Annotated in this window: 23 protein-coding genes and 1 other RNA gene; 6 read left to right on the forward strand and 18 right to left on the reverse strand. The window is 61.3% G+C overall.

Annotated elements, in window-relative coordinates; all coding sequences use genetic code 11:
- The first annotated feature begins 25 nt into the window (after positions 1–25).
- The 3 genes from J3D46_RS19580 (at position 26) to J3D46_RS19590 (ending at position 3,097) form a co-directional block, all read left to right on the forward strand.
- The gene (locus tag J3D46_RS19580) at positions 26–1,435 is read left to right on the forward strand and encodes an aminotransferase class V-fold PLP-dependent enzyme (protein WP_231338287.1); all 1,410 of its coding nucleotides are present in this window, start codon (positions 26–28) and stop codon (positions 1,433–1,435) included.
- Between the two features lie 114 nt (positions 1,436–1,549).
- Entirely contained in the window at positions 1,550–2,374 is an 825-nt protein-coding gene (locus J3D46_RS19585) for a class I SAM-dependent methyltransferase (protein ID WP_253469260.1), read from the forward strand.
- 9 nt (positions 2,375–2,383) lie between these two features.
- Entirely contained in the window at positions 2,384–3,097 is a 714-nt protein-coding gene (locus J3D46_RS19590) for a metal-dependent transcriptional regulator (RefSeq protein ID WP_253468561.1), read from the forward strand.
- An 18-nt stretch (positions 3,098–3,115) separates the two neighbouring features.
- On the opposite strand, the gene J3D46_RS19595 is transcribed toward J3D46_RS19590, so the two are convergent.
- A complete protein-coding gene (locus tag J3D46_RS19595; protein ID WP_231338285.1) occupies positions 3,116–4,564 on the reverse strand; it encodes an MFS transporter in 1,449 nt (482 codons plus the stop codon).
- Positions 4,565–4,601: 37 nt separating this feature from the next.
- Here J3D46_RS19595 and J3D46_RS19600 point away from each other — a divergent pair, with 37 nt between their 5' ends.
- Positions 4,602–4,976: a hypothetical protein gene (locus J3D46_RS19600; RefSeq protein ID WP_231338284.1), complete on the forward strand. Its 375-nt coding sequence runs from the start codon at positions 4,602–4,604 to the stop codon at positions 4,974–4,976.
- A 7-nt stretch (positions 4,977–4,983) separates the two neighbouring features.
- On the opposite strand, the gene J3D46_RS19605 is transcribed toward J3D46_RS19600, so the two are convergent.
- The 14 genes from J3D46_RS19605 to J3D46_RS19670 all read right to left on the reverse strand — a co-directional run bounded on the left by J3D46_RS19605 (position 4,984) and on the right by J3D46_RS19670 (position 16,434).
- Positions 4,984–5,967, reverse strand: coding sequence for a S1C family serine protease (locus tag J3D46_RS19605; RefSeq protein WP_231338283.1), 984 nt, complete (start codon positions 5,965–5,967; stop codon positions 4,984–4,986).
- Positions 5,968–6,144: 177 nt separating this feature from the next.
- Positions 6,145–6,513: a transfer-messenger RNA gene (gene ssrA / locus J3D46_RS19610) on the reverse strand.
- Between the two features lie 113 nt (positions 6,514–6,626).
- The gene (smpB, locus tag J3D46_RS19615) at positions 6,627–7,097 is read right to left on the reverse strand and encodes an SsrA-binding protein SmpB (RefSeq protein ID WP_026540087.1); all 471 of its coding nucleotides are present in this window, start codon (positions 7,095–7,097) and stop codon (positions 6,627–6,629) included.
- A gap of 74 nt (positions 7,098–7,171) precedes the next feature.
- Positions 7,172–8,587, reverse strand: coding sequence for a M23 family metallopeptidase (locus J3D46_RS19620; protein ID WP_231338282.1), 1,416 nt, complete (start codon positions 8,585–8,587; stop codon positions 7,172–7,174).
- Positions 8,588–8,644: 57 nt separating this feature from the next.
- A complete protein-coding gene (gene ftsX / locus J3D46_RS19625) occupies positions 8,645–9,559 on the reverse strand; it encodes a permease-like cell division protein FtsX (RefSeq protein WP_159707478.1) in 915 nt (304 codons plus the stop codon).
- Positions 9,556–10,320 (reverse strand): cell division ATP-binding protein FtsE, encoded by a 765-nt coding sequence (gene ftsE / locus J3D46_RS19630; protein ID WP_231338281.1) that lies wholly within the window; start codon positions 10,318–10,320, stop codon positions 9,556–9,558. Before ftsE ends, ftsX begins: the two co-directional genes overlap by 4 nt.
- A 190-nt stretch (positions 10,321–10,510) precedes the next feature.
- Entirely contained in the window at positions 10,511–11,629 is a 1,119-nt protein-coding gene (gene prfB, locus J3D46_RS19635; RefSeq protein ID WP_231338280.1) for a peptide chain release factor 2, read from the reverse strand.
- Positions 11,630–11,694: 65 nt separating this feature from the next.
- Positions 11,695–12,168 (reverse strand): pilus assembly protein TadG-related protein, encoded by a 474-nt coding sequence (locus tag J3D46_RS19640; protein WP_231338279.1) that lies wholly within the window; start codon positions 12,166–12,168, stop codon positions 11,695–11,697.
- Complete coding sequence (locus J3D46_RS19645; RefSeq protein WP_231338278.1) at positions 12,165–12,701, reverse strand: hypothetical protein; 537 nt, start codon at positions 12,699–12,701, stop codon at positions 12,165–12,167. Before J3D46_RS19645 ends, J3D46_RS19640 begins: the two co-directional genes overlap by 4 nt.
- A complete protein-coding gene (locus tag J3D46_RS19650) occupies positions 12,682–13,071 on the reverse strand; it encodes a TadE/TadG family type IV pilus assembly protein (RefSeq protein WP_231338303.1) in 390 nt (129 codons plus the stop codon). The genes J3D46_RS19645 and J3D46_RS19650 overlap by 20 nt, the downstream gene beginning before the upstream one ends.
- Before the next feature lie 39 nt (positions 13,072–13,110).
- The gene (locus tag J3D46_RS19655; RefSeq protein ID WP_231338305.1) at positions 13,111–13,350 is read right to left on the reverse strand and encodes a hypothetical protein; all 240 of its coding nucleotides are present in this window, start codon (positions 13,348–13,350) and stop codon (positions 13,111–13,113) included.
- 68 nt (positions 13,351–13,418) lie between these two features.
- A complete protein-coding gene (locus J3D46_RS19660; protein WP_231338263.1) occupies positions 13,419–14,360 on the reverse strand; it encodes a type II secretion system F family protein in 942 nt (313 codons plus the stop codon).
- Positions 14,357–15,211: a type II secretion system F family protein gene (locus J3D46_RS19665; RefSeq protein WP_231338244.1), complete on the reverse strand. Its 855-nt coding sequence runs from the start codon at positions 15,209–15,211 to the stop codon at positions 14,357–14,359. Before J3D46_RS19665 ends, J3D46_RS19660 begins: the two co-directional genes overlap by 4 nt.
- Positions 15,211–16,434 (reverse strand): CpaF family protein, encoded by a 1,224-nt coding sequence (locus tag J3D46_RS19670; RefSeq protein WP_231338233.1) that lies wholly within the window; start codon positions 16,432–16,434, stop codon positions 15,211–15,213. Before J3D46_RS19670 ends, J3D46_RS19665 begins: the two co-directional genes overlap by 1 nt.
- 285 nt (positions 16,435–16,719) lie before the next feature.
- Here J3D46_RS19670 and J3D46_RS19675 point away from each other — a divergent pair, with 285 nt between their 5' ends.
- Positions 16,720–19,407, forward strand: coding sequence for a GH25 family lysozyme (locus J3D46_RS19675; RefSeq protein WP_374110810.1), 2,688 nt, complete (start codon positions 16,720–16,722; stop codon positions 19,405–19,407).
- Positions 19,408–19,506: 99 nt separating this feature from the next.
- Here J3D46_RS19675 and J3D46_RS19680 read toward each other — a convergent pair whose 3' ends face one another.
- The 3 genes from J3D46_RS19680 to J3D46_RS19690 form a co-directional block, all read right to left on the reverse strand.
- On the reverse strand, positions 19,507–20,853 hold the full coding sequence (locus J3D46_RS19680; protein WP_231338219.1) for a hypothetical protein: 1,347 nt from the start codon (positions 20,851–20,853) through the stop codon (positions 19,507–19,509).
- A gap of 213 nt (positions 20,854–21,066) precedes the next feature.
- On the reverse strand, positions 21,067–21,603 hold the full coding sequence (locus J3D46_RS19685) for a hypothetical protein (RefSeq protein WP_231338211.1): 537 nt from the start codon (positions 21,601–21,603) through the stop codon (positions 21,067–21,069).
- Positions 21,604–21,689: 86 nt separating this feature from the next.
- Entirely contained in the window at positions 21,690–22,466 is a 777-nt protein-coding gene (locus J3D46_RS19690; protein ID WP_231338201.1) for a hypothetical protein, read from the reverse strand.
- Positions 22,467–22,693: 227 nt separating this feature from the next.
- Between J3D46_RS19690 and J3D46_RS19695 the strand changes: the two genes are divergently transcribed.
- Positions 22,694–26,137 carry a chitobiase/beta-hexosaminidase C-terminal domain-containing protein gene (locus tag J3D46_RS19695; RefSeq protein WP_231338181.1) on the forward strand — a complete coding sequence of 1,148 codons (3,444 nt, stop codon included), beginning with the start codon at positions 22,694–22,696 and terminating at the stop codon, positions 26,135–26,137.
- The last annotated feature ends 19 nt before the right edge of the window (positions 26,138–26,156 follow it).

The following is a 26,156-nucleotide window of genomic DNA, read 5'->3' on the forward strand; positions in this document are numbered from 1 at the left end:
GGGGGTCCCTCTTGAGTGAGGTCCCATGAGCACTGTCACGTTCGACTCAAACATCATTCCTTCTCTTGCCGAAGAAACCCCGGCGCAGGCTGCCGCCGCTTCAAGGCCGCTCTCCGCAGTCACGGGTGCAGAGTTACAGGCTCCGCTGATCCAGGGCGGGCATGTTCGGTACGCCAACCTCGATTACGGAGCATCGGCGCCTGCCCTGACCATCGTTTCTGCATACCTCAACGAAGTCCTGCCGTACTATGCGAGCGTTCACCGCGGTGCGGGTTATGCGTCCCAGATCAGCACGTCAGTCTACGAAAATTCGCGGAACATCGTCCGTGAATTCGTCGGAGGACGCCCCGACGACTCCGTGATCTTCACCCGTAATACCACCGACTCCTTGAATCTTCTCGCGGGATGCCTCCCGCAGGTTGACAGCCTACCGACGGGCGAAGTCCTGTATCTGGACATCGAACACCACGCCAACCTCCTTCCATGGCAGGGTGTCCCGCACCGCAGCGTCGTCGCAGCGTCTACCTTGACAGCAACACTGGACAGGCTCCGCACGGAGTTGGCCCAGGGCGGAGTAAGCCTGCTTGCCGTGACAGGTGCCTCGAACGTCACCGGCGAAATCCTTCCCATCGCGCAACTAGCTTCCCTGGCCCACGAATACGGCGCCCGTATCGTGGTGGACGCGGCCCAGCTCGCACCGCACCGCCGGATCAACATCACCGAGGCGGACGTCGACTACATCGTCTTCTCCGGACACAAGCTGTACGCACCGTTCGGCGCTGGTGTCGTGGTTGGTCGCCCGGATTGGCTCGACGCCGGAACGCCGCACCTGGCCGGCGGCGGGGCCGTCCGTGAAGCCCGCCTGGACTCCGTCAGCTGGGCAACCGGTCCCGCCCGCCACGAGGGTGGCTCGCCCAACGTCCTGGGTGCGGCAACCCTCGCCCGCGCCACCCAGGTCCTCGCCGGACTGGACCAAGAGGCGTGGCACGCCCATGAAGCAGCCATCCGCTCCTACCTGGTGGACGGCCTGGAGGCCATCGATGGCGTGACGGTCCACCGGATCTTCAGCGACTCCGAAGACACCATTGGCGTCGTCAATTTCTCCGTGGAAGGATTCGACGCCGGGTTGGTCGCCGCGTATCTGGCGGCGGAGCACGGCGTTGGTCTCCGGGACGGACGCTTCTGCGCCCACCCCCTGCTCAAGCGGCTCGGCCTGCCCTCAGGCTCCTTGCGTGCCAGCTTTGGCGTCGGCTCCCGGTTGGAGGACGCCACGAGGCTGCTGGCAGGCATCGATGAACTCAAGCGCAACGGGCTGGGTTGGGACTACGTGGTGGACGAGGGCCGCTGGGTACCTGCCAATGACCACCGAACCTACCCGGAATGGGCTCCCAACACACCCGGCACTGCCGGCGCTGCTCCCTGCACCGTGGACTAGAACCCCACCGTGGACCAGGGACGCGGCTAACCCCGAGATCCAAGCTCTCCCGCTGCTGCGGTAAATTCGTAGGGTATATTTTTGGCGACCCTGTGAAGGAGTCCTTGCGTGGCATTGCGTTCTCCGGCTCCATCAAACGGACAGCCCGGCATTCCCGGACCGGCTGGACCGCGTGGTCCGAAACTCCATGCCACACGTCGGCAAGAACTCGGCCAGAGCTTTCAAGACGGCGGTGAGCACTATGATCGCGTGCGGCCCGGTTACCCAGCAGATTCCCTGACGTGGCTCCTTCCCGATAGAGCAGAGACAGCTGCGGACATTGGAGCAGGTACCGGAAAGTTCACTGCCCTCCTCCTCGAACGCGGACTTGAGGTGGCCGCCGTCGATCCTTCCACTGACATGTTGGAACAACTGCGGAAGAACTATCCTCAGGTCAGCGCAGTGGAGGGTACGGCCGAGGCAACTGGGCTGGCGGACTCAGCATTCGACGTCGTCAGCGTTGCCCAGGCCTGGCACTGGTGCGACCCCCTCCCCGCCAGCACCGAAATCTCCCGGATCCTGCGCCCACAGGGAATCCTGGGACTGATCTGGAACCAGTTGGATACGTCGGTTCCGTGGGTCCACAGGCTTTCGCGCATCATGCACGCCGGAGATGTCCACAAACCTGGCTTCCGGCCTGCCATCGGTCCGGAGTTCGCCGGGTTGCAGAGCCACCTCACGGCGTGGGCGGACCCCACCACGCCCGAGGAGATCATGGAACTGACGAAGTCGCGCAGCTACTACCTCCGGGCCAACGAAGCAACGCGGGCGAAAGTCATGGGAAACCTCGAGTGGTATCTGTACGACCACCTTGCGCACGCGCCAGGGGGGACCGTCCAGTTGCCCTACGTGACGCAAACCTGGCGGGCGGTCAAGGTTCACCCCGCCCCGCCACGGTAGGCTTGGGTTGTGAAGACCAGTACGCCCTCCTCCTCGATCGAGGACTACGTCAAGGTCATCTACTCCTACACGGAGTGGCAAGACAAGCCGATTACGTCCTCCCAGCTTGCCCAGCGCCTGGGTGTGGCCAACTCGTCAGTGTCTGAGATGGTCCGCAAGCTCAAGGACCAAGGCTTGGTGGACCACCAGCCCTACAGCGCCATCAGGTTGACTCCCGAAGGCATGCGCCTTGCCCTCTCCATGGTCCGACGACACCGCCTTATTGAGACGTACTTGGTGGAAGAACTCGGGTACAGCTGGGACGAGGTCCACGATGAAGCCGAGATGCTGGAGCACGCGGTGTCAGACACCTTCATCGAGCGGATGTCTGCCAAACTTGGCCATCCCACCAGGGACCCGCACGGGGACCCCATTCCTTCGGCAGATGGCTCCGTTGAATTGCCGCACGCCTACCGCATGATCGAACTGGACCAGGGCCACTCCGGCCGTATCACCCGGATCAGCGATGAAAACCCCGATCTCCTCAGGTACCTGGCAGCCGAAGAAATTTCCTTGGACGCTCCGGTTGAAGTCGTCGGACGCAAACCGTTCGGTGGTGCACTCGTAGTCAGGATCGGAACCGGAGCCCAATGCCGCGAGTTCGATCTCGCCGATGAAGTAGCGTCTGCCCTTTGGGTTCAGAGCGCTGAAGTCCATGAAGGTTGCGTCCTGCCCGCCCTGTGACCGGAGCCCCGCATGAGGTCAGTTGGGCAGCCCGACCGCCCCGCCGTCGTCGGACGCTGCATCCGGTTCGCTGCCAGCGGCCGGCGCCGCCTCCTTTGGAGGGTTCCGGATTCCGACGGCGGATGCCACTGCCCCCAGCACGAACAGTCCCGCCGTTACCACCAGTGCGTTGAAAAGCCCTTGCCGGGTAAAGACCGGGCCCACGATCAGCCCTGCAAAGGCAATGGTGATCAACCCGGCGATGCGCGCCACTGCGTTGTTCACCGCAGACCCGATCCCGGCTTCGTCGGTTGGGACAGCACCAAGAATGGCGGCCGTGAGAGGCGCCACGAGAGTGGCCAAACCCAAGCCGAAGACGATCTGTCCCGGGAGCACCTGGGTCCAATAGTTCAGTGGCTCCTGAACTGAGAGTGACAGCAGGAAGCCCACCGCGCACAGCAGCGGACCCACGGTCATGAACCAGCGGGGGCCGTATTTTCCGGCCAGGCCGCCAAAATACGATGCACTGAGCATGAGGATGACGGTACCCGGGAGCAGGGCGATGCCCGCCATCGTGGCTGCCATGCCGCCAACTTGCTGCAGATAGATTCCCAGTACGAAGAATCCGAGGGAAATTCCACCGTAAATGGCAAGGGTGGCAAGGTTCCCCCAAGCAAAATTGCGGATGGCGAAAAGCCTGAGGGGCAGCATGGGCTCCGCCGTCCGGGCCTCATGGACCAGGAAGAGCGCCATGGCCACAATGCCCACCGCCAGGGGCACCCACACCTGGATGCTTCCCCAGCCCATGCGGCCTTGCTCGATGAAGGCATATACGGGGCCGCCGAGGCCCACCATGGCCAGAAATGCCCCGAGGTAGTCAATGCGCTTGCTCTTGTCCCTCGCTGCGTCGGACGCCCGGAGGCCGGCCAGCATCGGCCAGATGGCGACAGCCGGAACGACGTTGATGAAGAAGATGACACGCCAGGAGAGAAGGTCCACGGCCATCCCGCCGATCAGGGGCCCGACGATGGCTGCAGCACTGGTCCAACCGGACCACTGGCCGATGGCCTTGGATTGCGCAGGTCCGGAGAAGGACGTGATGATCATGGCGAGCGAACTCGGAACCAACAAGGCACCGGCAATTCCCTGAAGCGCCCTCGACACCACCAGAACTTCGCCGGTCCAGGCCAGCCCGCACAACACCGATGTCGCTGCGAAGCCCGCGAGGCCCCATTCGAGGATCCGTGCCCTGCCGAAATGGTCGGACAGCGAACCGGCCACCAGTATCAGTGCACCCAACGTCAGCAGATACGCATCCACCACCCACTGCTGGATGACCAAGCCTCCACCCAGCTCGCGCCCTATGGCGGGGAGTGCGAGATTCACCACAAATCCATCAAGTATGGCGATGAACGAAGCCACAATTGCCACCACCAGCACGCGCCTTTGGAGCGGAGTACTGGGTAGCAGGGCCGCTGCGTCAGTCATGAGCACAGCCTACGCCCGGGAAGTCCCGTATCGTTGAATGGTGATTAGCAGACGTGATGCCGCATTGGCCCTTGATATTTCGATGGAAATGGCCCAACGCCACGGTATTCCGTCCCGGCTTTCAGAGGCCGAACTCCGCGAAATGCAGGACAACCCCCCGGCGTGGCTGGTTCAGTCGCGTGCCAACCGAACCGGCAAACGACCAGTCTGGGTCCATCTGACCTGTGCCGTGTGTGGCTACTCCGAGGCCGTCCGCCCCAAGAAATGGTGGCCTGACTTTTCATTCGTCTACTGCGGCACCCATCGGAACAGCGACCTTCCCAAGCTCTTCCTGGGTGAAGTGCGCAGCGAATACGAAGGTGTGGGCAGCCGCTTCGTCGGCGTCGTCGACGTTCCGGAGAACCAGGCCTAGCCAGGCTTCATTGCTGTTGGCTCATTTCTGAGGGCACTGCGATGATCTGCAGGGCCTTTCCTTCCCTGAGCACTGTCAGCGGAAAGGGTTCGCCGATGGCTTCCTCGAACAATAGCTTCTGAAGGCTCTCGGCGCTCGACACTGCCCGCCCCTGGGCGCGCAACACCAAGTCCCCTGCTCGGAGTCCGGACCACTCCGCTGGGGAGTTGGGAATCACCTCCACCACCCGCAGGCCCTCTTTCTGCCCCGTCCTCACTACGGCACTGGCATCAAGCGGAATCGGAGTGCTCACCAAACCCAGGTAGGCGCGTCGAACACGGCCGTCCCGCAGGAGGGAGGCGACGATGCGCTGGGTTGTCGTGTTGATCGGTACTGCCAGCCCGAGGCCCAGCCCCGCCACAGCGGTGTTGATGCCGACGATACGCCCCTTGGTGTCGGCCAAAGCACCACCGGAGTTCCCGGGATTCAGGGCGGCGTCCGTTTGTATGACATCCTCAATGACACGCCTGTGTTCCCCCGCACGGACAGGGACGGACCGTCCAAGACCGCTGACCACACCCGCGGTCACCGAACCGGCCAAGCCCAAGGGATTGCCCACGGCGATGACCAACTGCCCAACCCGCAGCGTGTCGGCATTGCCCAACAACGCTGGCGGTGGAGTGGACTTCACGCCCCGGACCACGGCGAGGTCTGACAACGGATCTGCCCCAACCAGCTCCACATCGGTGTGCTTGCCATCGGCGAACACGGCCCGCCCGGACCGGATTCCTGCCACTACGTGGGCGTTCGTGAGCATGTACCCATCGCCGGTGAAGACAACGGCCGAGCCGCTGCCCATGCGGATTTGTCCCCGTCGTCCGGTGCTGGTCATCTCGATGGCGGCAACATGCGGCGTCACTGACTCGGCCACGCGAATCACGATCCTCGAGTAGGCATCCAGTGCCTGCCCGTCATCAGGGTCGTCCAGTTCGAACTCCGGCTCAGTACTCATCACAAGCCTCCTGCCACCGCTCCACCGTGTTTCGGCGCCTATCCTGTTCAACCGCTGAGCCGGTTCCGGTAGTCCTGGGGTCGGTACGCCCTGGGTGAACGCCTAAGCGCCCCTGGCATTCATCAAGCACCCGGGCAAAAGAAAACCCCCGGATCACGAGGATCCGAGGGCTTTCCGGGGTGGAGATGGGGGGAATTGAACCCCCGTCCGATGTCGTTTTGTCAGGGCTTCTCCGGGCGCAGTTCGCGTCGGATTTTCTCGGCCCCAGCCATCCTGCGAACAGGTGGCTGATCCGGGCCCAGTCATCTAAGAGTCCCGTTTACCTCAATGACGAAGGCAAACAGCAGTGGCTATCTAAATGACGCCAGGAACCGGGGCGATAGCAACCCCGGGCTGACGGACTGTCTTACTGCTTAGGCAGCGAGAGCGAAGTCAGTGCGCTTAGATTCGGCACTTATTGGTTTGCAGACAGCGTTTACGAGATAATTCTGCATCCTCGGCCCGCTTCACCTGTCGCGACTAACATCGTCGAAACCGATCATCCCCGTATTTTGTTACCAAACCCGACCGGCACATCGATCATGTCGAGTTCCCGTCGGACTACCCATCATAACGCATTCATCCGTTGGAACATTCCCCGGACGCGATTGGCGTGGCGCCTACCGGCGGTTGCGTTCCCGCAGCTCACGCAGTGATTCACGCTTGTCCTGTTGCTCACGCAACGTTTGGCGCTTGTCGTAGTCCTTCTTACCCCGGGCGATGGCGATTTCCACCTTGGCCCTGCCGTCAAGGAAGTACAGCTGCAGCGGCACCACAGTGAATCCGGACTCGCGGATCTTTTGCGAGATCTTGTCCAGCTCTTCGCGGTGCAGCAAAAGCTTACGACGCCGGCGTGCTGCATGGTTGGTCCAGCTCCCTTGGTGATACTCAGGGATGTGGATACCCTCCATCCACAACTCGTCGTTGTAGAAGGTGCAGAAGCCGTCCACCATGGAGGCGTGGCCCTCACGGAGGGACTTCACTTCTGTCCCCATGAGCGCGATGCCAGCCTCATAGGTGTCCAGGACATGGTAGTTATGCCGGGCCTTCCGATTGGTGGCCACTACCTTACGGCCACTTTCCTTGGGCACGGTAGAACTCCTTGTTAGTTGCGGATTTCAACTAGTGTACGCCAGCACGACGAGGCCCCCGCGCTGGCCCCACGCTAGAGAAGGTTCATGGGATCCACTGCGGAGCCGTTCAGCCACGTTTCGAAGTGCGCGTGGCAGCCGGTCGAGTTACCGGTGCTTCCCGAGTATGCGATGAGCTGGCCTGCAGAGACCCGCTGGCCATTCGCCACCACGATGCTGCTGTTGTGGTAGTAAATCGTGGTCAGTGAGTTCCCTTGGACAACACCGTGAGACAGCTTTACTCGCCAGCCACCTCCGTCGGCCGAGTTCCAGCCTGAGTTGAAGACTTCGCCTGCAGCTGCCGCATAGACGGGTGTGCCGCATGCCGCACCGAAGTCGATGCCGGTGTGCATGTAGCCACCAGTACCGTAGAAGTCGATGGTGCCCGGCGGGGTTGCGCGCCAGCCGAATCCAGAGGTGATAGGCACATAGCTTGCGAACGGGTGACGCAATCCAAAGGCAGAGGGCGAACCCGCAGCCGGAGGAACATAGGGCTGCTCCGGAGGCGCAGGCCGCCCCTGTGCTGCCGCTGCGGCCGCAGCGGCAGCAGCAGCTTCTTCGGCAAGACGCCGTTGCTCTGCTTCCCAGGCTTCCCTGAGTTTCCTGTCCCGTTCCACGATCTCGGCAGCAACGGTGTCCTGTTCGGCCTTCACCCTGGCAAGGTTCGCTTCAATGCCGGGCTTGGCCGCCTGAAGTTGCCCGTTGAGGCGGGTGGTGTCTTCGATCAGCTTGTCGACTTCGGCTTTCTTGCTCGCAGCCTCGTCCCTTGCCGATTTTTCGCGTTCCAGCGCAGCATCCGCTTTCGCCTTGAGGTCCTGGATCTCCTCTTCGACAGCTACCAGCCTCGCCTGCGAGTTCACGTTGGTGGCGTTCTGCTGGGTCAGCTTGGTCATCGCTGCGTTCTGGCTCCGCATGGCCTGGTCTGCCAAATCCATGGATTCCGTCAGGTTGCCGGACTCGCTGGACCCGAACAGAAGGGCAATATTGGTCGGGACGCCACCGGATTTATAAGCCTGTGACGCGATCTGGCCGATCAGCTTCTTGGTGTCGGTGATTTTCTGCTTATCACTTTCCAGCTGCTCGGTGATCTTGGCCTTGTTCTGCTGGGCAAGTTCAACCCTCGCCGCCAATGCCTCGACTTCCTTGACCGCACTGGCCACCCTGCCTTGGGCCTCAAGCAGGGCCTGCTGCGCCCCTGGAAGGCGGCCTTGGTAGATCACGAGGTCGCCGGCGGCCTTGGCGATGTTGGCGTCCACAAATTCGAGGGACGCCTGGACGCGGGCAGCTTCTGCTTCGAGTGCAGCCTGTTGGTCTTCAAGGTTGTCGGCCTGCGCCGCGGGAGCGCCCGACAAGAGACTGACAGCCAGACCCACAGCAAGGACTGCACCTAAAATCCGAGCATTGCCCGACGCAAGGCGCCGACGCAGGGATGTCGGGTCCAACGTGGTCATCAGGAGTCCTTTTCCGTCGTGATCATGATTGTCAATCGAGTCAGAGTTTTCATTGCGCTAGACCTTCAGGTAACGCCGGAGCGTCAAAAGCGAGGATATCCCGGCAAGGCCAGCGCCAAGGGCGATCAGCACCGGTGCAATCACCAGCACTTGGGTGGAGGAAATGAACGGTGTGTTGAGGAACTGCGTGGACAAGTCGCCGTTGAGCCAGAAGTGCGCCATCAGCCATAGCGTGACCGAAGCCAACACCGCCCCCACAACAGCTGCGATGACACCTTCCAGGATGAAGGGCAGTTGGATAACCGTCTTGGAGGCGCCCACCAACCGCATGATTCCGGTTTCCCGCCGTCGGCTGAAGGCCGAGAGACGGATGGTGGTGGTGATGAGCAATACCGCGCAGAAGATCATCACCACGGCCACACCCATCGCCGCAACGGACGCCCCGTTCATCCAGGAGAAGATGCGTTCCAGAACCTGCCTCTGGTCGCTGACCGTCTCGACTCCCGGCTGGGAAGAGAACGTCTCGCTGATGATCTGGTATTTCTCAGGGTTCTTCATGTTGATCCGGAAGGATGCCGGCAGTTGGTCCTCAGAGACCGAATCCACAATCGGTGAATTGGAGAACTGTTCCTTGAAGTGGGTGTATGCCTCGGCCTGGGATTCGAACTGGAAATCGTTGATGTATTGCTTGACCGCCGGCGACTCCAGCATCGCCTGAAGGTTGGCTTGCTGTTCCTTGGTGGCCGGACCCGAAGCGCAACCAACCGCCGTCGAACCGTCGTTGCAGAGGAAGACGGCCACCTGGACTTTGTCGTACCAGTAGCCCTTCATCTGGTTGATCTGCATTTGCAGCATTCCGGCGGCACCCACGAAGGTCAGGGAAACGAACGTCACCAGCACCACGGAAATCACCATGGAGAGATTCCTGCGCAGACCGCTGCCGATTTCCCCCAGGATAAACAAAAGCCTCACAGCTGTGCCCCCTGTGCACGGTCGAGTTCCTCACCGCTGGCGTCCCGCAGCCGACGCGATTCGCCAACCACCGGAATCATCGACGTGTATAGGGCCTTGGCTTCGTCTCGAATGACCTTGCCATTCTTGAGCTCCACCACGCGGCGGCGCATTTCATTGACGATGTCGTCGTCGTGGGTTGCCATGACTACCGTGGTGCCGTTCTGGTTGATCTTGTCCAGGACTCCCATGATTCCCATCGACGTAATGGGGTCCAGGTTTCCCGTCGGCTCGTCCGCCAGCAGGATGCCGGGACGGTTTACGACGGCGCGGGCGATCGCCACGCGTTGCTGCTCGCCGCCGGAGAGTTCGTGGGGCATGCGGCGTTCCTTGCCCTCCAAGCCCACAGTTTTCAGGACCTCAGGAACTGTTTCGCGAATGATTGAGCGGCTCTTGCCGATGACCTGCATGGCGAAGGCAACGTTGGCGAACACGTTCTTTTGCGGAAGGAGGCGGAAGTCCTGGAAAACAACCCCGATGCCGCGCCGGAGCTTGGGGACGCGCCAGCTCGAAATGTTGGCAACATTCTGGCCGGCAACATACACGGATCCGGAATAGGCTTTGTCTTCCTTCAGGATCAGTCGCAGAAAGGTTGACTTTCCTGAGCCCGAAGCGCCCACCAGGAAGGTGAATTCGCCGCGGTTGATCTCAAGGCTGACAGAGTCGAGCGCCGGTCGGGCATTCTGCTCGTAGACCTTGGTGACATTCTCAAATCTGATCATGGCCCTTTAGAACCCCGCCGGACATGACATAGTCGCCCAGTCCAACAGCCGGAGCACGGGCTTTCGATGGGGGAAGTGAGAGCACCGGCCACTCGACTATACGCACGGACGGACCGGGTTTCCGGGCCTTTGGGGGGCGTGTCGCAGAATCCCGAGGGTCAGTCCGAACCGGACCCCGCCTTTCGGGGTCTTAGTTGGCAGCAGCGTTACGATTGCCCGTGCGCCAACGGATGCCGGCGTCAATGAAGTCATCGATATCGCCGTCCAGCACTGCCGAGGTGTTGCCCACTTCGTGTTCTGTACGCAGGTCCTTGACCATCTGGTACGGATTAAGAACGTACGACCGCATCTGGTCACCCCAGGACGCCTTGACGTCTCCGGCCAGTGCCTTCTTTTCAGCGTCCTGTTGTTCCTTCTTAACCAGCAGCAACCGGGACTGAAGCACACGCATGGCAGCGGCCCGGTTCTGAAGCTGTGACTTTTCATTCTGCATCGAGACCACGATGCCCGTGGGAATGTGAGTCAACCGCACAGCTGAGTCAGTGGTGTTGACCGACTGGCCGCCGGGGCCCGACGAGCGGAAGACGTCAACGCGGATTTCGTTGTCGGGAATCTCAATTGAATCGGTCTGTTCGATCAGCGGGATAACCTCGACGGCAGCGAAGGATGTCTGCCGGCGTCCTTGGTTGTCGAACGGGCTGATACGGACCAGCCGGTGGGTACCTGCCTCAACACTCAACGTACCGAAGGCATAAGGTGCCTTGACTTCGAAAGTAGCGGACTTCAGGCCTGCTTCTTCCGCATAGGAGGTGTCCATCACGGTGGTGGGGTAGCCATGGCGTTCGGCCCAACGCAGGTACATCCTCATGAGCATCTCGGCGAAATCGGCAGCGTCAACGCCGCCGGCCCCGGCTCGGATGGTAACTACGGCTTCGCGTTCGTCGTACTCACCTGACAACAGTGTGGTGATTTCGAGTTCCGCCAGGGCTTTGCGTATTGACGACAGTTCCTTCGCAGCTTCCGCCATGGAGTCTTCGTCGCCCTCGTCCTGGCCGAGTTCCACCAGGACTTCGAGGTCGTCAATCCTGGAGGCAAGCTTGGAAAGGCGCTCAACTTCCGACTGTCTGTGGGACAGCCGCGACGTGACCACCTGGGCCGAAGCGGGGTCGTCCCAGAGGTCCGGAGCGCCGGCTTGCTCGCTCAGTTCAGCGATCTCCGCCTTGAGGGCATCAACATCAGTGACGTTCTCGATGGAGCTGTAAGTTGCGCGAAGTGCGCGGATTTCTGCGGGAAAATCTATCTCAGCCATGGTCATCCCAGCGTACGCTATTCACCGCGCTCCCCCGACGGCACCCATGTTGCCATGCCGGACCATTACTGGGTCAAGGAAGACCGGGCGACGGACCTGGCCTCAACGAGGATCCCATCGGGCAACAGGAAGCTGACCACCGGAGGATGTGCGACTGCTGCCAGAACAACCACCGCCGTACCGCCGGGTTCGCTTCCTGTACCGGCCGTGAGAACCAGCTGATCATGACGCCCGAAGGCACCGTTGGCTGTGAGGTAGGAGCCTGCTGTCGCCTTGACGCGCTCTTCCATCAGCGAAGTTGCGGGCAAGCTCCCTGCCCCAATATCCCCCACCAGAAAAGAGTCAGCGGCCGCCAGGGCTGCTCCGTCCGCCAATGACAGCAGCTTCTTATGTTCCAAGTAGACCGCCGAAGCAGCCATAACCACGGTGGCCAGAAGAAGCGCCAACACAACGTAGCCAATGACGAGAACACCGATCTGGCCATCTTCGCGTGGTTCACCGACGGGAGGACTGGACCCGCGACGCCGGAGCGATGTCATTGGTAACGCCCCACGACCTGGGTCGACGACGCACTCAGTCGGGCGGCGTTCAAGTGCAGAGAGTCTGCGAACGGCAGCATGGGCAGAGGTACATCCAGGCCCACGGTCACTGTGACGCTTGCTCCTGCCGACAAGCAGTCCGCTCGATCGCATGCGATATCGACGCTGGCTTGGTTCGCTGTATGACCGTAGTCCCGAACGGCCAGGAGGACGGCGCCCTCAGCTGCAGCCCTTGCACCCGTGGCATCCGTGCGGGTCACAAAGACCTTGGCGGCCTGGTCGGCAGCCCCGACCACCGCGAACGACCCGCCTTGGATCTGGCCTACTGTCACTACGAAGTAGACCAGCGGAACCATGAGCAGCACCGCCAGGAAAGTAAACTCCACGACGGCGCTGCCCTTTTGCGCCTGGCAAGTCCGGTTGCGGTCCCCGAACCCGTCGACCACCTCGACAGGCAGGCACAGAGCCTCACTCAGCCTCCGCAGGAAGGCGTCCAGCACTCTCTTGGTTGGCTTATCCGGAGAGTGCTGCATGCCCCTTCACCTCCAGCAATCCACCGGGACCTACGAGCCCGACCACCGGCAGTGGTGCCTTCACCGTCACCTCCAAGGCACGAACGCCGTCTACTGTGACCTCGGAACAGGAAATGTCCTTGGAATAATCGCTGTTCAACGCCGCGTGGATAAGCTGCGCAGTCCGCGCTTGGGCATCCGCCTGGGTGCGGTCCGCCAGCGCTCCGTAGCGCGCGCCGGAAGCTGCGGCATCAATGAGCGTGTTGTTGATATGCAGCACCAGCGTGAGCTGGACGATCGCCATAAAGAAAACGGTCAATAACGCCCCTACCAGGACGAAGTCCACAATGGCTGACCCGCGCTCCTCGGCAGCTCCCTGCCGCTCACCCATGGCGGGCGACGCAACCGCGGTGCTGGTACACCGCATTCCCTACTTGCCTACCTTGCTCATTGCCTGCTCGAACATGCCCCTCAGTGCCGGCGTGGCAAGGGCAAGAAGCCCGGCTACCAGCACGGCCGACATCAGTGTGATCATGACCCAACCTGGGACGTCGCCGCGATCACGGTCTTCGCGACGGGGCATCCCTCTCATATTGATCGTCATGAGCCACGAGCCGCAGCCAAGGATCATGATCGATGAGGTGGACAGTAATCTTGCAATTTGCTTCATGGTTTTCCAATTCGAGTAGTGCGGTCAGCGGATTCATCGTGAGTTGGTCAGATTCTGTTGTGGACGCCCTAAAGACTCATTTCCAAAGCTGCAACGGCCGGGAACGCGGCAAAAACGACCGTGAGTGGCAGCACTCCAAAAACCAGGGGCACCATCATGGCAATCTCTTTTCTGCCGGCGGACTCCATGAGGTCACGCTTTGCGGCATCGCGGACATCTGCAGCCTGTGCCCGGAGGACATCTGCCAGCGGTGTCCCCCGTTCGACGGCGACCACAAGACCGTCAAAGAACCTGACCAAGGGAGGCAACTCCGACCTTGAAGAGAAGGCTTGGAGTGCCTCTGAGAGGGGCTTCCCGGACCGGGTGTCGGCAAGGACGATGTCAAATTCCGCCGAAAGTTCACCGTGGGAACTGCGGCTGACTCTGTCCATGGCGCCCATCGCGCTCTCCCCTGCCGCGACTGCGAGCGCCATCAACTCCGCGAGACTGGGAAACTCGGCCAGCATTGCTGATTCACGCCGTTTGATCCGCTGGCCCAGTAGGTAGTCGCGGAGCAAGTAGCCACCCACGGAACCTGCGACGACTGAAACCAACGCGAATGCAGGGCTGAATTGGCCAGCCGCGGCGCTGACCGCGACGACGAGCACCATGAGCACAAAACCAACACCGGCGCACATCAGCTGCTCGGCCCTGAAATCCAGCGTGGACTTTGTTGAACCGGCGCGGGCCATTCTCTTTACCAGCGCAGCCGACCCCGGATTGAAGCGGGACAAGTACGTGACAGCGTCACCGATGATCGGGCGGAGAATCCGCTCCAGCGGCCCGAACGGCGTGAGATTGGAAGTTGGTTTCCGCAGGAGGCGTGACTCAAGATTGCGGGACTTCAACTGGGGCTCGATACGTTCCGAAAATGTGGTCGCACGCATGAAAGGCAGCCGCACCAGGACGAGCCAACAACCCGACCCCAGAAGCAATCCGCAGAGCACGGCGAAGGCCAACGACGTGCTCATCGAAGAACACGCTCGTCTTCGGGCAATGCACCCACGCGCAGCATCACGGAATAGCAGAAGACCGAGACCAGGAGCCCTCCCAGCAACACCATTGCTCCCACACCAGAGTTATAGGCAAGCATTGCTTCGGGACGGCTGGCCATGACAACCAGCACTATCCAAGGTGCGGCAACAGCCAGCCGCGCGGCGTTAATGGTCCATGACTGCCGCGCCTCAAGCTCACTACGGGTGCGGGCACTGTCCCTGAGGAACTCAGAGAGGATGCCCAACATCCGTCCGAGGTCTGAGCCACCCACTTCGCGGGTCATTCTCAATGCCTCGATAATGCGGTCTGCCACGGGATCAGCCAGTCGATCCTTGAGCCGATTCAGCGCGGCTTCAAAGTGGCCACCAGACCTGTAATCGGCCCCGAAATCCAAGAATAATACCCGAAGCTCTTCGGGCCCCTTATGCCCCAATTGAATGAGCGCCTCCGGCAGTGCCAGACCGGCCCGTATGGCTGAGCGCAGGTGGTCTACGACATCCGGCCACAGCAGCCGAAGTGCTGCCCGGCGCTTTCTTGCACGCCAACGGACTGCAGCAAAGGGAATCCATGAACCGAATATCGCAAAGCACACGGCCACCGGGGGCGATCCAGTGACAACGAAGAACACGAGCAGTGTCAAAAGGCCGAAGCCCGCGCAGGTGAGAAGAAGTCCCCCACCCGTTACCTTCTCAATTCCAGCCGACATGAGCAGCAGGTCCAAGCGTCGGGGCCTTGGCTCTTTGGCTTCCACCGGCGGCTGCACCCATGCGGACCACCACACCAGAAAGACACCAAGACCGAAAAGAATACCGAGAAGTGGCGCCATCAGTTCAACTCCAGAAGCGCGGCGACATCGAAGCCCGCGCGGGAAAACTTCTCCGCGGCAGGCATGGAGTTGGCCCGCGGCTGCAATTGACCGGCGACCATCCCGAACACGCCTGAGGACTCGATGACGCCGTTCTCCACCCTTCGCCCGAGGGAGAGGATTTCGGTCACCTGTCTACGCCCCGTGGAATGGCGGCTGCAGTGCACTACCAGGTCAATGCAGGACGCCACCGTGGGCACCACGAAAGCACTGGAAATATTGGCCCCCGCCAGTAGCGGGAGCGTGCAGATCTTGGTGACCGCGTCATGTGCGGAATTGGCGTGGACAGTGCACATGCCTGGCAAGCCCGAGTTAAGGGCAATGAGCATGTCAAGGCTTTCCGCCTCCCGCACCTCGCCCACTACCAGACGGTCCGGCCGCATTCGAAGGGCCTCCTTGACCAACCGCCTAAGCGGTATTTCACCTTCCCCTTCCAAGTTGGGTTGGCGGCACTGCAACCCGACCACGTCGCGCAGGGGTAGTTGCAGTTCGAAGATTTCCTCCACAGTAATGACTCGTTCACGGGAACCAATGTGGGCGGCAAGGCAGTTCAACATAGTGGTCTTCCCCGCTTGGGTAGCACCCGAGACCAATATGTTGAGCCCGCTGGCCACTGAAGCTCCCAGAAACCGCGCGGCTTGTGGCGTCAAGCTTCCAAGCTCCACCAAGTGCTCAAGTCGGCTCGCCCGTGCGATGAACTTCCTGATGTTGACAGCCCAATGCTTCCGGGTGATGTCAGGTATGGCTACGTGCAGTCTGGAACCGTCCGGAAGCGCGGCGTCAACGAATGGTGAAGACAGGTCAAGCCGGCGCCCGGAGCTCTTGAGCATCCGTTCCACGAGGTCACGAACCTGCTGCTCGTTGAGGCTGATGGCGGTCAGTTCGGATTCACCATTGCGGGCAACGTAGACCTCGTGGGGCGCGTTGATCCACACCTCTTCCACCGCGGCATCATCCAGGAGTGGCTGCAGCGGCCCGAACCCGGCAACGGCATCGAAGATGTGCCTTCTGGCTGCATCAAGGTGCCCCAGGGGAGGAAGCGGTCCCAGGAGCGCCCGTTCGTCGTAGTCGTTGACTGCTGCTTCCACAAGCCGTCTGACATCCGCGGCCTGCTCGAGGGGATCCAGCCCGCGACGTCGAATGAGCTCGCGGACTTCACCTTCGACGATCCTTACAGCATCCACATCTTCCCCAAACGATCCCGAGCCCGTAAACGAGAGGCATATCTCGAGTCATTCACGCTAAGGGAGCCATCACCCGCCCTCAAGTCGCCTGGCATGGCATGTGGATAACTTAGGAACACCAGCCACGTGAGCAACCTGGATCCCACTAGTCACTCCAGTTTCAGGATGTTATGGTAAAGCCCGTTAGGAGCTGGCCTTTGGTCTCATGCGCAAGCGCCCGCCCCGGAGCTTGTCCGCAAGCCACCCCATGCGCCGCTGAGCCGCGGTACAGGGCCGGATATGAAGATGAAAAGACGTGCAAGTGCCCCGTTCGGCCGCAGCCTACTGGCCCGGGCAGGCCTGGCGCTAACGACCGCCCTCGTAGCGGGCAGCTGCCTTGGTTCGCCGTCATGGGCAGAGTCCTCCGGACCACGACCGGCCCCATCGCCTGAGGCGCAGGAAACAATTCCAGCGCAGGGACCGCAGCCCGCAGGTGCCGGGCAGCAACAGCCGCTGCCCGCCGTCGAGCCTTCACCCGACATTGCGCCGTTGCCCGCCGATCCCGGTAACGGCTCCGAGGGACAGCTCCCCAAAGCGCAAGCAATGCCCGGCAACGCACCGGACGCGGAAACGATGAAGGCAGCCATGCGGGCAGCCATCCCGGCAGGCGGCGCGGAAATGGGACAACGATCCCCCAGGGTCCTGGCAGCGCAACAAAGCAATGGCACCCCGGCAGCTTCAGGCTCACGGGCCATAGGCAGCGCAGTCAGCTCCGCGGTTTCCATGGCAGCAGATCCGGGCCACTGGCGTCCCACCATCGGCGTCGCCGGACAGGACGTCAGCGCCCACCAACCCAACATCAACTGGCAGAGCCAATGGAACCAAGGATCCCGCTGGGCTTACGTCAAGGCATCCGAGGGCAACTACTACCTCAACGAGCAATACACCCAGCAGTACAACGGCTCCCGCAACGTGGGCATGGTGCGGGGCGCCTATCACTTCGCCATCCCCAATTGGTCATCAGGCGCTGACCAAGCACGGTATTTCGTGGCGAACGGTGGAGGCTGGACGGCCGACGGATACACCCTCCCGCCCGTTCTGGACATCGAGTACAACCCGTACGCCGGACGAACCATCAACGGTTTCTACTTCGGCAACACGTGCTACGACATGTCCAAAGCCCAGTTGGGGCAATGGGCAGCCGACTTTGGCAACACCGTCAAGGCCCTGACCGGCCGCTTCCCTGTCATTTACAGCACCACCGATTGGTGGAACACCTGCGTCGGCAATTCCACCTTCGGAAGCTACCCCTTGTGGATCGCTTCCTACTGGAACAACCCCACAAATTCGCCGGGCTCCATGCCGGCCAGCTGGGGCGACTACACGATGTGGCAGTACAGCAGCACAGGTCCGTTTGAGGGTGATTCAAACATTTTCAATGGCAGTTATGACCAGCTGCGCACGTTTGCCCGCGGGGTCTCCTACCCTTCGAATCCGTCCATCAAGTCTGCTGCCGATGTCCTTGCTACGAGCCCGGGCGGACGATTGGACGCCTTCCCTGCAAACGGTTCGGGTCGAATCACCGGACCTGTCGCCATCGGGTCAGGGTGGTCCGGCGCAAAGTCGCTCTACGTTGTGGACTGGAACCAGGACGGAGTGCAGGACATCCTGTCCCAATGGTCCGATGGGACGCTAAAGGTATTCCGGGGCGCCCCTGGGGGGTCTTTCTACGCACCCATCCAAGTCGGTTCCGGGTGGCAGGAAATGTCCCTGACAGTAGGGTGGTGGAACGCGAAGGATGCCTATCCGGGTGTGATCGGACAGGACTACCTGGGCAATCTGTACCGGTACCCGAACAGCGGCGGTGGAGGACTTGGAAACGGTGTCTTGATTGGCACCGGATTCAGCGGCCACCAACTCAACCAAATCGACTTCGACGGCGACGGCAACCAGGACATTGTCACACGCACTTCGGACGGAACCCTCCGTCTTTTCCGTTCCAATGGCGTCGGCAGCTTCATCAGCGAGCCCGGCAGGGTGATCGGCTCGGGCTGGGGTGGCATGACGGCAGTAAGCTCGGCAATCAACTTCAATGGAGCAGACTCCCAAGGTCTCCACGCCCGTGCAGCGAACGGCGATCTTTACTACTATCCTGCAGGTTCCGGGTCATGGGGCAACCGCAGCCTCATAGGGTTGGGGTGGAACGACGCAAGCCTCATCAGTGGTGCCTCACTGGATGTGGAGACAACCCTTGGCATCGACCAGGAAGATGTCCTGGCGGTCCGTCCGGATGCCAACCTCTACCGTTATCCGGGGACCGGCACCACGGCCCTTTTGCCGGAAGACCTCATCGGAACGGGCTGGGCGGGCTTCAAAGCAGGGTTTGTCACCGACTGGAACGGCGACGGCGCACTGGACATTGTCGCCCAATGGTCTGACGGCCGGTTAAACGTCTACCCGGGCAGGAACGGCAGCGGCTTTGGGACGGCGATAGCGTTGGGCAGCAACTGGAAGGGCTGGACCCTGAGCGTAGGCACCTGGAAAAAGGCAGACGCGCACCCCGGAATTGTCGGCTATGACTCCGCCGGCCGGCTGTACTACTTCAATAACCCCAGCGGCAAGACCCTTTCCGCGGGGGTCTACATCGGCGTCGGATGGGCCGGCCTGGACATTGCCCAAATGGACTTCGACAAGGATTCCAATGCTGATCTCCTCGTCAAAACGGGCACCGGGGACCTAAAGCTGTACCGCACTAACGGTACCGGCAACTTCATTCAGGAAGCTCCAAGCGTTGTGGGTACCGGCTGGAACGTGATTTCCGGATTCGGTGCCGTTCGTGGATTTGCGGGTGCGGGCTCACTCGGCGTCGTTGCACGAACCACCATCGGTGAACTGCGCTACTACCCTGTAGGTTCGAACAAGACCTGGGGAACGCCAACCAGGATCGGCACAGGCTGGAGCAACCTCACAATCCTGGCACCGGCCGCCGGTTAGCAGGACCCCCAAGCTCAGACCACGTCATGAATGAGGGGCCCATCCGCGGAAATCCGTGGGCGGGCCCCTCATTCATCATTGCCCTTAGCCGGGCCAACTCTATGCAAGCAAAGCATTCATGGCATTTACCAGTGTGGTCTCCACGCCATTAGTGCCGGCTTTGAAGTGCGCCAAGTGGCCGTAGACAGTCATCGAACCCCCCGCGATTCCAGGGAAGTCGGGCTCCCATCCACCTTCATAACTGCCCAGAGGCATGAAAGGTGGAAAGAACTCATTGCTTGGTATATAGCAGCAGGATTCATTTGCATATCCACCGACAATAATACCGTTGGTCCCACCATTTCGGCCGCGAAAATAAGCCGCATAGCCGCTGACGAGTTCGCCACCGATCATGGCTATCTTCAGCTCCGGGCTGCCATTGAATTTCCACACCTGGAACGGGGACGGTACAGCCGTTTCAAAACTGTTGCTGTCAATGCGTCCGATCATTACCTGCGCGTGCCGTTGGTACCACTGGGGCTGGCCGTTGGGATTGGCCAGCCTGGCAACGTAGGAAGCACGCACCGCGGCCAGATTTCCGGCTGTCGGAGTGATATCCAACGGCAGTTGGACTTCCTGGTAGCGCGTCACCATGGGACCGCTGAGGGCACGCCCCGCAGATTGCATGTTCGAATGGACCGTGGCACCAAGGGCGTCTCCATGCTGGTCCCGGAGTTCCCAGCTGCGGACTCCCCCGGGGTCTTGATCTCCAGCCGGACCCTGCACGAACATCGCGAAACAATTCGGATTCCGGTTTTCGATGTAATTGCAGGCGCCTGCAGCAAAATCTCCATCAAAGAGCGTGCGCAGACCTGCACTGATGGGATGGCACCCATAGCTAAATATCACGGCAGCCGGCGTACCATTGCCTCGCCTGGCGACGAGAATTGGGACTGCCGTTTCCGTGTATGGCAGTCCCACGCGGTTGGCGGAGAAATTCTGGGTTGAAACTTTGTAGTCGAAAGTCACTGCCGTTTCATCCGCGTCCAAGGCTTCCCGGGCGAGGTCAACGATGGTGTCTTCAAGATCGGCACTGTAAGAACGCACCAAGCCCAAATCCGCCAGCCCGTAAGCCATGAAGGGATGGAGAGTGTCAATCAAGGCGGGCCCATTGTGCGTATGCGTCGCCTGGATCAGGATGTCGCTGCTCGACCAATCCGCGAGCTCGATGATCCTGTCCCGGATCCGCTGGTGCATGGATCGCGGCAATGCCAGGACATCCAGGCTGATGATGATGTGGGGATGGGCGTCTTCCCAGATGAGGATGGCCCGAGCGTACAAGGGCTCGAACGGTGAACTGCTGGTGGCCTCGCGTCCGCCGTCGGTAGAACCATATCCAGCCATATACGGATTGGTGCTCAGCGACGGCGTTATGTCAGCGCTTGCAGTTCCTACTCTAAACGCCATAAAAGATCACTCCTTGATTGTGCGCAACGGGTGATCTTCGTTTGCCCCCAAACAAAGTCAGTTTCCCAAATACGCTGAACAGCCAATACGTGAGACCACCTTCATTAGACCATGTGATCCCGCAGATTTGTGTGGTTGGTAGCGATGAATATCGCCCTGAAATGCGCCGCCCCGGCTTGAAAAATCAGGGCGGAATCTGCGCCTTCTCCGTGTCTAGCCAGGCACTGCAGTCTTGAGCCACCTGGTCAGCAGCGCAGCCTGCGGAGCCAACGGGGCCAACGTCAGTGCGCCCTTCACTACGGGTATCCCGTAGGCCGCGAGTGAGGCTGCCAGTGTCCTGTGATCGGTACGCGTGCACGCCCTGATGATGAGCAGGCACAGAGCCGACGCTTGGCCGGGAGCCGCACCGGCGGCCACGGCCGCGTTGACGGCAGCCGTTTCTTCGGGAGTCAGGATGTGCGGTCCACTTCCGACGTAGGCCACCTGGCAGTCCGTGACGTGCATGTACCGCGTGGATGCCCAGACTTCCTCGAGGCTCGAAAATTTGCCAATCAGGCTGCCGTCTGCCGCAGTACATGTGAATTGGTACCGGATGAGAGGCTCCGGACGCTCAATGGGGACTTTGTCATCATTTGCGATAACAGGCGCCAAATCGAGTGCGGCTGGTTGGGAAGTATCTACTTTGGTTCCTGAACAACCGGCCAAGGCAAGAGTTGCCACACCGAGTTGAAGAACACTGCGCCTGCGCATGTCCACCGAGGGATCCCCACTTCATTCGGATGCTCCCCAGCTCCGCATGCATTGGTTATTCGCCCCAAGCCGTTTCCGGCTGCGTCTTAGTACATCTTCCCCCAAATTCCGCATTTGTCACTAGTAAAGTTTTGGCCGGCCTCAAGCTCGACGTTTTTGCCGGCCTCAGGGACTCCTCCGCTGGCGACGACGGAACCGTCCTGCGCAGCGACGGACCACGTACATTCGCTGGCCAAAGCGCCGGGCTTGACGAGCTGGACTCCGCCGGCTTCCACGGTTTCGCCCACTACATGGCTGCCGTCGCCAACCCTCGTACCTTGAGCCCAGCCAGCGATGATTTTCCCCTGCGGCGCGTCCGGACAAAATGCAGCCGCAGCGAGCAACGTCCCGTGACTTGCCTCCTCGAATCCGCCGGGGCCTGTTTCATCGCTGATGCGCGTGCACAACCGGAGGACATCCTGCATGGCTGCCAGACCATCCTCGGCTACTGCACCCTGCGGCGCGGCCGTGGAAATAGCTTCAGCTTCGCGGGGCGTTGGAACGAATGGTTCTTCACCTGCGTAGGTGACTTCGCAGGAGTCCATACGGGTGTAGTTATTGGCAGCCCAGACCTCCGCGAGGCTCGACAACTGGACTTCCGGCGATGCGTCAAGGCTGGTGCAACGGTAGGAGAAACGACCCGGGTCGTCGTCGCCTGCTGACGGACCGGGGTCGCCAGTTTCGCGGCTTCCGGGAGCGGACGACGACTGGCTGGGCCCTGCGGTAGCAGTGTCACTACTGGGTGCCGGCGTACTGTTCCCAGGAGTTGGCTGTGATGAAGGGGCCGTGCAGGCGACCAACAGCATCACCATCGGCATTGCCATCAGCAACATTCTGCGCATTGTGACCTCCACCTCAATCGTGCGGTGCGGCGGTTGTGTGGTCAAGACGGACTGCTTGACGCCCCTGAATCCGAGGCCATTCAGGAATGCACTAGTGACAAATGTGAAAATTGGTGGAAGATGTACGTAGACGCAGCCGGAAACGGCGTGGGGCGAATAACCAATGCATGCGGAGCTGGGGAGCATCCGAATGAAGTGGGGATCCCTCGGTGGACACGCGCAATCGCAGTGTTCTTCAGCTTGGTTTGGCATGTCTTGCCTTCGCCGGTCGCTCAAGAACCTCTCATAAGACTCCCCGCCGCATTGCACTCAGCAAGGCGGGCGAAGGACGGCAACGCCACAAACTGACGGCAGTTCTGGCCACTGCCAGCCTTGCGACGGCGGCACTCACCGGCGTCCTGACAGCGGGCCCGGCCTTCGCGGACCAAGCACGCCAGACAGTGGCCACAGGTCTGACCAAAGCCGCAGGAACATTGGTGGACCCGGACGGACGCCTGTGGGTTTCCGACGCTCGGGCAGGGTTCTGCCGCGTGACGGAGGCTTCGGGCGCAACCGCGGGGGGCCTCGAAACGGACACCTGCCTCGGTGGAACCCTGACTGGTCACGACAACGGCCCGGCCTTGGCCGGAACGCCCGCCATGATCGATCCGTCCCCTGCCAACCACGGCGATGGTGACGAAGTGGCCTTCATTCCGGATGCCGCCGTCGGAAGTTCCGACGTCGTACGGGCCCTGTGGAATCCTGACAATGGCGTATTCGAGTACAACGGCGCGCTAACCATCTTCGACGGCGACCTGAGGCCAAATGCCGTCAGCGACGGCCCCGACGGCAACATCTACCTGTCGTTTGCCAACGCCCGGTCAATCGTCAAAATCGTGGATCCCACGGCCCTCCATCCGAGCATCGAATCCATCGCTTCGGTCAACTCCAGCTCCCTCAGCCTGGCTGCCACGCACCGCAACAGTGCGGGCAACGTAGTGGTGTATGTCGCAGAAACCACAGGGTTGACGGTGTTTACGGCACCCGAAGACGGTGTACTGACCAACTTCGTCCCAGCGCCGCTCTATAACGTCGGCAAGCCGACAGCCATCTACTACGACTGGCAGTCGCCCCTCGTCCTCTACACAGGAACCGGGGTCGGAACCACCACAGCCGATGCCGGGAAGGACACCATCTCCCGCATCGACCTGAGTACGGACACCGTGGACAACCAGTGGGCCCTGGGCTTCAGCAAGGTCGGCGGCCTGACCATGCGGGACGGCAAACTCCTGGTCATGGAAGACCCGGGACAATTGGATCCTGCCAAGCCCGCTGAGCGCGGAAGGATGCTCACCCTGGGTGGCGTTGTACCTTCCATCGTCAGCGGTCCGACGGCGGCAAATGGAACCCAAGCGGCCAACCCGGCGTTCACCAACGACTCCACGCCAACGTTCACTGTTGCTTCAACGCCGCCGGGCGGCGCCCTTGAGTGCAGCCTCCAGTTGAGCACGGCGACGCCGGTCTGGCAGGTATGCTCCGGCGGCACCTTCACGCCGTCAACGGCTTTGGCCAGCGGCGCTTACACGTTCTCGGTGAGGGCAGCTCCATCAGGCCTTCCCGTATCGCGGACTTTCACAGTCGACCTGGCCGCACCCAGCGCACCGGTGATCACCTCACCCGCGGCGGGGGCAACCGTCAACGGCGCGCCGGTCCTCGGCGTCACCTCCGATCCCGATTCGACGTTGTCCTGCTCAGTCGATTCCACGACAACGTTCACCGCCTGCGCCAACGGGCACGTTTTCAATCTCACTACCGCGGGGCAACACGTCCTGCGGGTCCGAGCCACGGACATGGCCGGCAACGTCAGCACACTTGCGTCGGTAACCGTAACCGCCGACCTGACCGCGCCCCAGGTATCCATCAGTTCACCCGCGGAAGGCGCAACTGTCGGCATCTCGCCATCCTTCACCTTCACCTCCACCTCCACGGACATTGCAGGATTCAGGTGCAAGCTCGGCTCCAACGCCTACACGGCCTGCACATCTCCCAAGGCCTACACGAACGTTCCAAGTGGTCCTGTGACCTTCACGGTGGAAGCCAGGGACAACGCAGGCAACACTTCCACGGCTGCAAGGAACGTGACTGTCTTCGCTCCTGACACAGCCCCTCCCGTCGTATCCGTGGATCCGGCCGGAGGAACGTACGGTGCCGGCAAGACCATTGCCTTGTCAGTCAATGAAGCGGCCACCATCTACGTCACAACCAATGGCACGACGCCGACTACATCGAGTCCGGTTTATTCGGGCCCGATCCCCTTGACGTCGATGACCCTGAAGTACTTCGCGCGGGACACCGCAGGAAATTCATCGGCAGTGGTCACGCAGACGTACGTGCTGGACAACACGGCTCCGACCCTGACCGTCACTCCCGGGGCAGGGGGCTATGCCTCAGGACAACTGGTCACGATGTCTTCCAGTGAACCGGGAAGCATCTTCTACACAACAGACGGGACAAACCCCGCAACTACCGTTTCGGGAACCACCAAGGCCTACACTGCGGCGTTTGCGTTGACTGCCACCACCACCGTAAAGGCCTTGGCCGTGGATGCTTCCGGAAACGTCTCGGCCGTCACCACGCGCGCCTACACGGTTCTGGATACCACTCCTCCGGTGGTAACTGTGACACCACCCGCTGGCAGCTACCCCGCCAATCAGCAGATCACCCTCACCGCCAACGAAGCTGGATCCAGCATCTACTTCACCACCAACGGAACGAACCCCACCGCCACAGCGGCCAACAAGTACTCCTCAGCGATCACGCTGACGGCAGCCATGACGCTGAAGTATTTCGCGGTGGACACCTCCAACAACAGTTCGGGCATCGTCAGCCAGGCCTACACCGTGACAGCCCCACCGGCGAATACCTGGAAGGACTACACCGGTGATGCAAAGAACGACGTCGTGGCACGCGACAACGGCGGCACGCTGTGGCTGTATCCGGGCAACGGATCCGGGGGTTGGTTGACCCAACGCTCCCTGGGAACCGGCTGGAACTCGCTGAATGCCATCGTTCCCACGAAGGACTTCAACGGGGACGGACGCAGCGACGTCCTGGCCCGGGATGCGAATGGTGTTCTCTGGCTTTACCCGGGCAATGGATCCGGTGGCCTCCAGGCACGCGTCCAGGCGGGGACCGGCTGGGCCGGAATGACGCTCATCCTGGCGCCAGGCGACTTCAGCGGTGACGGCAAGGCCGATGTCCTCGCAAGAAACTCGGCAGGCGTCCTGTGGCTCTACCGCGGCAATGGCACAGGCGGCTTCACCTCAAGCGCCCAAGTTGGTACGGGTTGGAATGCCATGAATGCGATCCTGAGTACCGGCGACTTCAACGGCGACAGCAAGACCGATGTCCTGGCCAGGGACACCTCAGGAATCCTCTGGCTGTATCCAGGCAACGGCACGGGTGGTTGGCTTAGCCGGGTCCAGGTTGGGAGCGGCTGGAGCGGGATGACGGCCATCCTCGGACCGGGCGACTTCAACGGTGACGGCAAGAACGATGTCCTCGCCCGTGACGCCGGTGGCAACTTGTTCCTGTACCCCGGCAACGGAACATCCGGATGGCTCTCCCGAAGCCAGGTCGGCTGGGGTTGGGGAGGATTCACGTCCCTTCCATAGGAACATGAAAAAGGGAGGG

Origin of the sequence: Paenarthrobacter sp. A20 (assembly GCF_024168825.1) — a bacterium.
Classification (GTDB): domain Bacteria; phylum Actinomycetota; class Actinomycetes; order Actinomycetales; family Micrococcaceae; genus Arthrobacter.